Annotated in this window: 10 protein-coding genes; 3 read left to right on the forward strand and 7 right to left on the reverse strand. The window is 53.5% G+C overall.

Annotation, left to right across the window (positions count from 1 at the left end; all coding sequences use genetic code 11):
• Positions 1-219: 219 nt before the first annotated feature.
• The 3 genes from VMW13_05445 to VMW13_05455 all read left to right on the forward strand — a co-directional run bounded on the left by VMW13_05445 (position 220) and on the right by VMW13_05455 (position 2,128).
• Entirely contained in the window at positions 220-993 is a 774-nt protein-coding gene (locus VMW13_05445; protein ID HUV44257.1) for an acyl-CoA dehydratase activase, read from the forward strand.
• A 3-nt stretch (positions 994-996) separates the two neighbouring features.
• Positions 997-1,788, forward strand: a complete 792-nt coding sequence (locus tag VMW13_05450; protein ID HUV44258.1) for an acyl-CoA dehydratase activase — start codon at positions 997-999, stop codon at positions 1,786-1,788.
• A gap of 64 nt (positions 1,789-1,852) precedes the next feature.
• Entirely contained in the window at positions 1,853-2,128 is a 276-nt protein-coding gene (locus VMW13_05455; protein HUV44259.1) for a 4Fe-4S binding protein, read from the forward strand.
• 277 nt (positions 2,129-2,405) lie between these two features.
• On the opposite strand, the gene VMW13_05460 is transcribed toward VMW13_05455, so the two are convergent.
• The 7 genes from VMW13_05460 to VMW13_05490 all read right to left on the reverse strand — a co-directional run bounded on the left by VMW13_05460 (position 2,406) and on the right by VMW13_05490 (position 10,384).
• Entirely contained in the window at positions 2,406-3,164 is a 759-nt protein-coding gene (locus VMW13_05460; protein ID HUV44260.1) for an AAA family ATPase, read from the reverse strand.
• 58 nt (positions 3,165-3,222) lie between these two features.
• Complete coding sequence (locus VMW13_05465) at positions 3,223-4,395, reverse strand: (Fe-S)-binding protein (GenBank protein ID HUV44261.1); 1,173 nt, start codon at positions 4,393-4,395, stop codon at positions 3,223-3,225.
• A 31-nt stretch (positions 4,396-4,426) separates the two neighbouring features.
• Positions 4,427-5,875 (reverse strand): FAD-binding oxidoreductase, encoded by a 1,449-nt coding sequence (locus tag VMW13_05470; GenBank protein ID HUV44262.1) that lies wholly within the window; start codon positions 5,873-5,875, stop codon positions 4,427-4,429.
• Between the two features lie 30 nt (positions 5,876-5,905).
• The gene (locus VMW13_05475; GenBank protein HUV44263.1) at positions 5,906-7,147 is read right to left on the reverse strand and encodes a 2-hydroxyacyl-CoA dehydratase family protein; all 1,242 of its coding nucleotides are present in this window, start codon (positions 7,145-7,147) and stop codon (positions 5,906-5,908) included.
• Positions 7,148-7,149: 2 nt separating this feature from the next.
• On the reverse strand, positions 7,150-8,280 hold the full coding sequence (locus VMW13_05480; GenBank protein ID HUV44264.1) for a 2-hydroxyacyl-CoA dehydratase family protein: 1,131 nt from the start codon (positions 8,278-8,280) through the stop codon (positions 7,150-7,152).
• Between the two features lie 165 nt (positions 8,281-8,445).
• Positions 8,446-9,090: a hypothetical protein gene (locus VMW13_05485; protein ID HUV44265.1), complete on the reverse strand. Its 645-nt coding sequence runs from the start codon at positions 9,088-9,090 to the stop codon at positions 8,446-8,448.
• A 265-nt stretch (positions 9,091-9,355) separates the two neighbouring features.
• A complete protein-coding gene (locus VMW13_05490) occupies positions 9,356-10,384 on the reverse strand; it encodes an amidohydrolase family protein (GenBank protein ID HUV44266.1) in 1,029 nt (342 codons plus the stop codon).
• Positions 10,385-10,657 lie beyond the last annotated feature (273 nt).

The following is a 10,657-nucleotide window of genomic DNA, read 5'->3' on the forward strand; positions in this document are numbered from 1 at the left end:
TTCCTCCGGTAACTGCTGGTTTCCCAGTAGACTACCGGACTTCAAGGAGTGGCTCAATTCCTGAGCGGTGAATGGCTCAATTCCTCGGCGTTGCGTCCACGATATAGAACCAGCTATTATCTCCACAGTCGCCTGCACACAATTGCTTGACTGAAACTGTGAGATTTAATAAACTTACCCCGTGGGTGTCCTTCTCGCTATAGAAAGCGGTAAACGTGTATGTTAACAGCAGGTATAGATATCGGTTCTCTGACCACCAAAGCTGCAATTGTAGGTAGCGGTAAGGTTATTGCCCACGAGATGGTCCTTACCGGTGACAGCAGTCACGAGGCTGCTGCCAGGGCAGTGGAAGCCGCTATCAGGCTTGCCGGAGCGGAAACTGGAGACATTGCTAAAATTGTCTCTACCGGAGCAGGGAAGAGCGAGACCCCATATGCCGATGAACAGGCGACCGAGTTGCTGTGTGATGCCAGGGGTACTCTGTTCTATTATCCCTCGGCCAGAACAATCATCGACATGGGTGCTGAGAATGTCCGTGTTATCAGATGTGGTGCGACGGGGCGGGTGCTGGACTTCGGTCTGAATGACAAGTGCGCCTCAGGCACCGGAATCTTCCTCGATACAATGGCCAAAGCGCTGGAAGTAACAGTTGAAAACCTGGGACCAATCTCTCTGCAAGCCAACGAGGACATTACGATAACCGCAACCTGTGCTGTCTTTGCCGAGTCGGAGGTTGTGGGACTGATTGCCAGAGGTACGGATAAAGCTTCCATTCTCGGCGGTATTCACAAGTCCATCGCCAGCAGGATATATGGACTGGCAAACAGGCTGGGCATCAACAGGGACGTTGCATTCATAGGTGGGGGCGCGAAGAATATCGGGCTCAGCACAAGCCTGGCGGGTCTCATTAACCAGGAACTCCTTATTCCTGAGCATCCGCAGATTGTGGGAGCTGTAGGGGCAGCCCTCATCGCCGAGGAGAGGAACAGGTAGGTGATGATAACCGCCGGTGTGGATGTCGGTTCCCTGACGGGTAAGGCACTGATACTTAAGGACAGCGAGATAGCATCGTGGAGCCTGCTACCTACCGGTGCGGATAGCACTGTAGCTGCCGGGAAAGCAATAGATGCGGCTCTGGAGAAAGCGCAGCTATCACTAAGCAACATCGACTACGTTGTTTCGACGGGATACGGCAGACAAATAGTACCCTTCGCCCAGCGAAACATCACTGAAATCTCCTGTCACGCCAGGGGAGCACACTGGCTTTTTCCGCAGGCAAGGACCATATTGGATATGGGCGGGCAGGACTGCAAGGCAATAAGGTGTGACGATGCCGGTAAGGTCACCAACTTTGTCATGAACGATAAATGTGCCGCTGGCGCCGGGAGGTCCATGGAGGTAATGGCGGAATTACTGCAGCTACCACTGGATGAGCTGGGTGGACTTTCGCTGGAAATAGTGGCGACTGAGGTGCCTATCAGCAGCACCTGTGTGGTCTTTGCTAAATCTGAGGCTCTGTCTCACCTGCGCCGGGGAAAACACAGGAACGATATTCTGGCTGGCGTGTGTGAAGCACTGGCTACCAGGGTTCATAGCCTGTTAAACAGGGTAGGCATAGAATCGGAGTTTGTCATTAGTGGTGGGATTGCCAAGAATATCGGCATAGTGAAACGTCTGACCGATAAGACAGGCTTAACTCCCCGCATAGCCGATGAGCCTCAGATAGTAGGGGCGCTGGGTGCTGCCCTCTTCGCCGAGGAGATATTACAGAGAGAGCGGCAAATTTGAAGGATATAACCAGCCCTTCGAAATCATCTCGCAGCAAGTCAGATGAGTTCTCTAACGGCTAAAAATGATTGCTCATTACGGTTATACCGATGCATCAGGCGAATACTATATCATCATTGACACCGACAAATGCGATGGCTGTGAGGAATGTGTCAGGGTGTGCTCCAGAGGTGTCTTCGAACTAGCTCTTGATGATTATGATAAGGCCGTTGCCCGTGTCAAAGAGGACGTGGTCAAGTCAATTCACTATGTCTGTCCGGGATATGGCGGCAAGTGTATTAACGAGGAAAACAATTGCCATAAAGCTTGTCCGTATGATGCTATCAGTCACACGTGGTAGCAGGAAAGCACGAGCCGAATTCCTGTTCTAGCAAGGTGCTCAAAAAAGGAGTCCAGAGGGGGTGCCCCTCAGAAGGGGCCTGCCCCTTATGGCAGGGGTGTCTGGGCGTCATTCTTACAGAATGACGTTAGCAGAATCCGCAACCAGATTCTGCCGGTGTCCCCCAGATATAATATTCCCCCCCTTCCTCGGTAGGAAGGCTCTTCCTGGCCAGGAAAGGGAAGGCGGCCCAGATGGGCCGCACGGGGGTTGGTCGAAAGGGTTTTTCATTACCCTGCTAGGTTTCCCCGACCTCTATTTCCTTCAGTATCTCTCTAACTGCCTCGAAACCGGGGGATGTGCCGGGAAGGTCAATTAGCGGCTTGCCACCCAGGTCGTATTCAGTAATACTTTCGTCCTCCGGAATATGTCCAAACACCTTTAATCCTGTCTTCCGGGCAGCCTCATTTACCGCCTTGCTACTATCCTTCAGTCTGTTGATTACCAGACCCTTCTGTCCCAGCCTGGTGGCACCACCAGCCCCGGCAATTCCATCAATGACGCCGGCTGTCTGGAAACCCCTGATGGACGTATCAGTCAGAATTATCAGAGTGTCTATATTCTGAAGTACCCGCCTGTTGATTTGCTCAGGTCCCGCCTCGCCATCAACCACAATGACATCGTATTCGCCGGACAGGCTCTCTATTCCGTACCTCAAAAGGTCGTTGATACCACAGTAGCAGCCCGGTCCCTCTGACCGCCCCATCACCAGTAGGTCAAACCCGTTACCATGCCCCACGATGTCGGCTATTACTGTCCGCACATGACTATCCATTACCCCCTTCCTCACTATCGGGTCTTCAATCATTTCTGTCCTGATCTCAGAGAGGGTCTTGCCAACTTCCATACCGAGGGCATAGGATAGACTTATTGCTGAATCGGCGTCTATTGCCAGAACCCTGGCTCCTGCCTCGCTGCTGAGAAGTCGAATCATCAAAGCAGCAAGCATGGTTTTTCCGGTACCACCCTTACCGGTTACCGCAATTACCTTTGCCATTCCGATACCTCACATCACAATTGTTCCCGGATAGAGCGAACTCTGCACCAGAAACCGCTCAGACTGCCTGGGCAACCAGTTCTGCTATATCCAGAATGTCCAGCCTCGCTCCCGATTCCTCGACCGCATCCTTGAAGTTCCTTTCGCACCAGGGGCAGGCCGTCACCAGGGTGTCAGCCCCGGTAGCTATCGCCTCACTGATTCTCTCCCCGGCCGTCCACAGCGCCAGTTCCGGGCAGGCTTCTTTCACCCCGCCACCGGCACCGCAGCACCACGAGTTCTCCCTGATGCGTTCCATCTCCACCAACTCTACTCCCGGTATGCTCTTCAGTATGTCCCGGGGAGGTTCATAAACGCCTGGTGATACATGCCGCCCCAGGTGACAGGGGTCATGATAGGTAACTTTCTTCGATAGTTGTTTACCGAATTTGATTCTCCCTTCCTTTATCAACTGGTCGAGGTATTCTACCATGTGCAACACCTCGAAATTCATCTTCCCCTCGACCTTCGGGTAGAGTGCTTTGAATGTGCTATACCCATCGGAGCAAGACGTCACTACCCGGTTCACACCCAGGGCGTTGAACGTTTCCATAGAATGCTGGGCGTATTTGGTGAATTCACCCAGGTATCCTATTTCATAAGCACGACCTCCGCAGCAGGACTCCTCCCTGCCCATGACACCAACAGCTACCCCTGCCGCCTTCAGCACCGCTACTACACTTCTCGGCACCTCCCAGAGTTCACGCTCAAAAGAGAGCATACATCCGGCATGGTACAGCACGTCTACTTTCTCCCGGGTGGCATCCTTCAACTCCAGGCCCTCAGCCCATGCCCCTCGTTCCGCTTTCGGTTTGCCGAAGACATTATCATCTCTTCTCAGCCCGTCGACCATTACCATGTAGGCCGGATTCAGGAACCCCTGGGTAACTGCTTCCGTCCGAATAGCCTGTACAGACTCGAAAATGTGCTCGTGGTGATAGACACCGCACTGCTGTTCGCACGAGCGGCAGCCAGTGCAAGCGTATATTCTCTCCAGCGTGTCATCATCGGCCAGTGTTAACGCCCCTTCCAACACAGCTCTCCCGATGAACAGTTTTCCCGACGGGAAGTAGGACTCAAGCTTAAACCTTTCGCCGGCCGGGCAACTCGGTACAGATATGTTAAGCACTTCCTTGCAGGTGCCACACCGTGTGCATCCGTATAGCCATTCCTTTACTTCCTCAAGACTCATCCTTTCCTCCTTCGCCTGGTTTGAACACCATCTATTCCTGTGGTGCGCCCCACCTCCCCGGGTTCATGATGTTGTTGGGGTCAAGCATTCCCTTGACCCTTCTATGCAATTCTACCCAGTTGGGGTCTGCCCGTTCCTCAAGTTTTCTTATTGCCCAGACCGGAGTCTTGTAAGGGATAAAACCCATATCTATAACCATGTCCAACTGTTCCGTGCAGAGTTCACGGATTCTTCTAATCTCATCCGGGTCTTCCTTATTGAAAGGCAGCAGCCACCTCAGGGCAACAAAGTGCCCCTCCCTCATGACCCTCGTGTAGCAACTTCGGGTAAAGCCGTGTCTATCCTGGATTTCACACCCCTTTTTAACCGTCTCAAGCCATTTACTCATGGGGCCGTACGTTCCGACCCAGGTTAAGCCTCCTCCGGAGCTTAACAACCCCAGGACCTGCATAGGATACTGTGCCGTTGTGCTGGGAGAAGTCTGGGGACCAAGTACCTTGATACCCTCAAGCTCCTCCTTCACCACCTCTTCAATCACCTCAACCTTGGCCTTAAGCTCATTTTCGGTATTTCCTGAAATCTCAGCTGTTATCACAAATTCGGGCTCTCCGGGACTGGTAGCCCGTGCCGGATAGGAAGATATCTTCACGTTCGTCTCCGTGGCAGACTGAGTGGCCCTGGCCCACGTGTAAGAGAGGCCGATTATATCGTCCGGAACCCGGGTCCGGGATATCGTCCTCAGGAGTTGATAGGCGCTATCCATATCCATCGTCAGGCAGTTTATTGCTGCCGTGTGCTTCGGCTTGGGCCAGACGCTCACCGCTATCTTGGTGACCACCCCAGTAGCCCCCTGCCATCCCAGGAAAAGCCCGGCAAGGTCAGGGAGAGGGTCCCGGTCCTGCCATCCCTCGCTAACTGCACAGGAGCCAATCCTCACCAGTTCTCCTGTGGGAAGGACTACTTCCATTCCACTGGTCCAGTGTGATGCTGACCCGTATCTAAACGATAGATTGTCGAGTCCCAGCAGGAGGGCATTACCCATGACACTGGTGGAGGGTGGCGAAAAGGCATAGGTATACATCAGGCCGGGGTGGTGCCGCTCGAGGTACGCTTTCATATGACCAAACGACACTCCCGGCTCAATTATGGCATACATGTCCGTTTCATTTACTTCTATTATGCGGTTCATCCTTTTCAGGTCCAGCACCATGCCACCCTTAAGGGGTATGGTCAGCCCCCCGATGTTTCCCCCGGCAATGTAAGGAATAACAGGCACCTTTTCTTTGTTGGCAAGCCGCAGAGTCGCCTGTACCTCCTCCACCGTTTTGGGTAGAACTACAAGATCCGGCCAGCTCGGCTCAGCCTGTGTCATGTCCTGGGAGTATATATAAAGGTCTCCCTGGTTGGTCGAGACAAACTCACTCCCTACTACCTTCTCCAGTTCTTTCACCACCCCACTTATAACTGCTGCTTCCAGCATTTCTCCCACCTCCCTTATTAATCATTTCGCTTATACCAGCATGGTGTTAAAGAAATCACTGAGTTGGGCTCTGACACCATCAGATGAAAAGACCCTCCCATCACAGAAGTCTGCTTCTACGACCATGGTAGGGATTCCCACCTCATCGGCCAGCTTGTCCTTAAGCAGCTTGCTCACTGCCCACATATTCTTGCAGCCAATGTGCAGCGTCAGGATAGCTGCGTCCACCTTCCAGTCCCGGCATGCCGGAATTGCATAGTCGAACCAGTGCTCCAGCGTTCCCCAGCATTCCCTGGCCATGGGTGCGTTCAGAAGCTTTCTGGCCAGGGCCTCCATTATCTTTCTGGTGCTCGAGATGTCCTCCGCCAGCGGCGTGGTGTCGGTACCCAGCAACGTGTTCACCACGATAGCCCCAAACTCATCCTCCAGCCACCTCAGCAACTCCAGGTCATGGGCCAGCCACGTAGAGAACCATGCCAGCCTGACCTTCTCCTGGGGCAGAGGTCCCCTCCCCTGTTCAACCCTGGATTTTGCCCTCTCATAGAGACTCTTATAGAACTCCACACACTCTGGAGTTCCCGCCGCTGACATCAACACCGCTCCCATTAGCTGGCGGATGGGACAGGGCACCATCTTGGTCAGCTCATTCATCTTAAGATTGTAGTCGTGCGCAGCGTTAGAGTACTCCATCACCGTCCTGAGTCTCTCATATTCCAGCTTCTTCCCGGTGTGTTCTTCCAGGAAGGCTACCATCCTTTCTATCTCGTCGGCAACGTACTGGATTGCTCGCTCGTCCTTCCAGGTAGGTATATCTAAAGAGAAATGGGGCACTCCCAGATACTCGCTGATAATAGGGTAGGTTACCACAGTTGAATCGCAGGGCTGGGCGGGATGGACTATTGTCGTTGGTGGTGGGAGGTCCCCGGATATAGCTGCACCGATCATTATCTTCTGCGTGGAGCATACATGGTCAGCCACAAGGTTCTCCTGTGCTATGTCGATATACCTCTCGTTGGACTTATCGGGTAATGAGCAGACCGCGACCGAGAGTGCCTCTTGCATAATTGAAGGAATGTCCATGGCAAGAAAGATCTCAGGAGTACCGGCGAAAGAGTTCCAGTTGATGGGTTCGCCCTTTCTCCAGGCTTCGGCTATCCTGCCCCAGTATTTAGCTTGTACAGCGAGCCCCCATTCATACTCAGCCGGTAGACTGTCCATCTGCTCGGTAAAAATGAAATCCATGAGCGTTAGTAGATTTTTGTGCTCTGCCATTTCTACCTCCTTCTGCCCGCAATTACTTCCAGCAGGGCTTGAACCCTGGTCTTTAGCTGTTCCGAACCGCTCAGCCAGTATTCCCTTTCGAGGACCAGCAACGGGAGGTCCATCTCCTTCATCCTCTCCCCCACATAGAAAGCCTCTCCACCCCAGAGGTCACACCACTTCATCCTCTGGTAGATTACACCGTCAACCTTGAACCTCTCAATCATCTGCCTGGCGAAATCCCGACGTTCGTCCTGGCTTTCTGTCATCCTGGAGCAGGAAGGACGATTGAGGTAACCTTTGGCCAGGCCAGTCATTGCATTACCCTCGGTCTCCACCGCACTCCAGAAATACCTGCTCCCGAAGCAGAGGGTATCGGCAACCACCAGTCCGCCAGCGTCCTCTATAAGATGTAGAAAGTCAGGGTTGTCACACGCCCCGCCCATTATCATCAGCCTGCCCTGGTAGTCGGATACGTCTTCCTTCTTCTCTACCTCTGACAGCAGACGCTCCAGAAGCTGATTATAATCTTCCCTGGGCATGCGGAGACCGGCCAGGAGGACGATCATCATCTCACTCCCCTTGAGGGGCGGTTTGTCCCTTTCCCCAAGCTCGTAAAGCTTCCTGAGCAGGGCCCTGGTCTTGTTGTATGCTCTGATAGAGCTGTTTAAGGTTTCCTCGGTGATATTCACACCGAAAGCCCCCTCGACACTCTCCTTGAAATAAGTGATCTCGTCCTTGTACCAGCCCTCCGGGCCTTCGTCTACTCTATGCGGCACGCTGAGAAAATACATATAGGGAGAGCCCACTGCGTATTTCCAATTGTCGTACAGTCGGCGGATGTGGTCACAGCTATTCATCATTACTACCCCGTCAAGGAAATCGTAATCACCTTTCAGGGCAAGCTGCAGACAGCAACGGGCAAAGGTGCAGTTAAAATGAGACATATGAGCGTCGGCTTCAGTGGTCTCGGTACAGCCCGTCGGGCTCAGCCGGTAGGGCAATATACCGCCGGCGTGCAAAATCTCCTCAGGGATATAGGCGCACGTAAAGCCTACTACTTTGCCGCCCTTTTCCTTCCACTCCTTGACGGCACCATTGTACGGTGCCTCCGCCAATTCCACCAGTTCCTCTAACGCCGTCATCTACTCCTCCTTTGCCTCATATCCTGAGCAACTATTTCAAGCGTTACTGACTGATACGGCTATTCTGGAATTCTTGCAGGTCTGTTGTCAATTCACCTGGTGAACATGGACTGGTGTTGTTGCGGGTTCCCTTCCCGGAATAGCCAGGCGACAGACACACGTCCACTACCTGTCGAAGGCCGTGATTCGCTTTTCGATTTCACGACCGAGCTTGATTACTGACTCTTGCTCATCGGATAAGTACCAGCTATGCACGAATCCGAAGACCCTCTTGTCCTCACTCCTGAACGACAACATGTCAAACCTGAGCGTACCATCCTGGGTCTCGATAGCCCCCTCAGAAAGAGCAGCACCAACCCCAATAGCGGGATAGCTCACTACAATCCGTGGTTCGGGAAGGTCGAAGCCCTGCTCTGCAGCCACGAAATCAAGGAAGGTCGTTATCATATCACGAACGGCGTTCTCATCGAACAGTGTCCTGGCGGTATCACTCTGCTCCGTTGCGTCCTCAATTATCCTGAGGAAGCAGTAGACAAGTTGGAAAGGACTCTCAGACGCGAATGCATGTGGCTCACTGGCATCAATCCCGAGGCCGAGGTTTTCTTTGGTCAGACCCTGGGCAAGAGCCTGCCACTCGTCCAGCATCACAAAACCGGAGGGAAGCACGGAGGATAGGTCCAGCACAGCAGGCGCGTCCTCTAAAGTCATACCCGTTGGCTTCTGAACCGTCAGCGCTGTGCACCCCGTCACCACCACGACTGAGACCAGTACAGTCAGCGCCAGTGTTATTGTCCTGGGGAAGACCTTCATATGTGCCCCCGACGCAACTCACGAGCCCACACGCAGCGATAACGGATGGTACACAGGGCTCCTATTATGCCAAGTTCCAGTAGGTACCACATGGTAACACCAGGTCGTCTTTCCTGCAATACTGGCACCGGGCCGGTTGCCTCCCCACCATCCTCTGGAATGAGGGTAGCGGCAAGTATCCTGCCATAATGTGACACCGGGGTCTCGACCACGACACCTGGTTACACGAGAAGCCATATTGTGCGGATGGTAGCAAAACCACGGGTTATTCCGATTCAAGACGATATACTCTCGCGGCGGTATCATGGAAAAGGGCGGCTTTGTCTCCGGGAGAGAAGTCCCCGGTGATGCGCTTAAAGGCATTCCACATGATAGTGTACGAATACGACACCTTATCGACCGGGAAATTGCTCTCGAACATACATCGGTCTACCCCAAACTGCTCAATGCACCAGTGGTAGTACGGTGCCATGGCCTCAGCCAGCTCGGTTGAGTTCGGTGGAGTTGTTTGCTCATTCCAGCCGAAACCGCAGACCGGCATACCGAGACCGCCGAGCTTTACAAACACGTTGGGGCAGGTCGATAGCTGAGCGATTCCAGTCTTCCATTGCTGGAACACACTCTCACTCTTCCCGGCGTATGGGCCGATACCGAGTAGCCCCCCAATGTGGTCCACGATAATGGGAGTATCCGGAAAGGCTCTTGCCAGGTCCGCTAGCTCCGCCAACTGTGGATGATAGAGCCATGCATCGAAACTCAAGCCGTACTTATGCAAGCATCCGAACCCCTCCCGGAACCTGGAATCCAGTAGCAGCCCCTTGGGAAAGTTCATATAGGGCCTGATATCAGTACTCGCATCCCAGACGCTTGAATGCCGAATCCCGCGAAATCGATTGATACTGGCGGCTATGTGTGCCTCCAGCACCGCTGCTACCGCGGTACCCAGGGTGAGGTCGGCATGACTTACTATCCCGGCGGCGACTTCAGTTGTCCCGTATTGACCGCTCGCGCTCTGAGCTGCAATTCCCTGCACGAATTCCGTCTCACCGACAGGCAGCATCTCCTGAGGCCCATCCTTCCGGTACATCGACCTGCACTCTACGAATACGGTCCGGACAATGTTGTGTCCTCCTCCTGTGTCTTTCAGTAGCTCCTCGAGCAGGTAGCGGTTACCGGGACGGTCCTGGTGGGCAGGACGGTCCCACAGGTGGTGGTGCGGGTCACAGATGGGTAGCCCGGGGTCTATTGGCTCCTCAATCGTTATCTTCAGCCATGCTTCGTGCTCGGTCACCATGTCATACCTCCTTTCCTGAGAACTGGCGGTCTACGCTCCTGTGATATTTTGGTGCCTTAGTACCTTTTCCAGTGACGGTTGCATTATCATCCCAAGGAACTGGCTGATAGCGAAGTCAGGTCGCCGGGTTACTCTCCATCCATCTCTTCTCGCATCGTCTGTTCCATCATCTCTTGCATCATATTGGTGCTGCACAAATCGCAGGAATTGCCTTCCGGCTTTTCCTTTGTCAGGGAAGGGGCATCCAGAACGACATCGACTACACGCGATAAG

It is taken from the genome of Dehalococcoidales bacterium, assembly GCA_035529395.1.
Taxonomy (GTDB): Bacteria; Chloroflexota; Dehalococcoidia; order Dehalococcoidales; family Fen-1064; genus DUES01.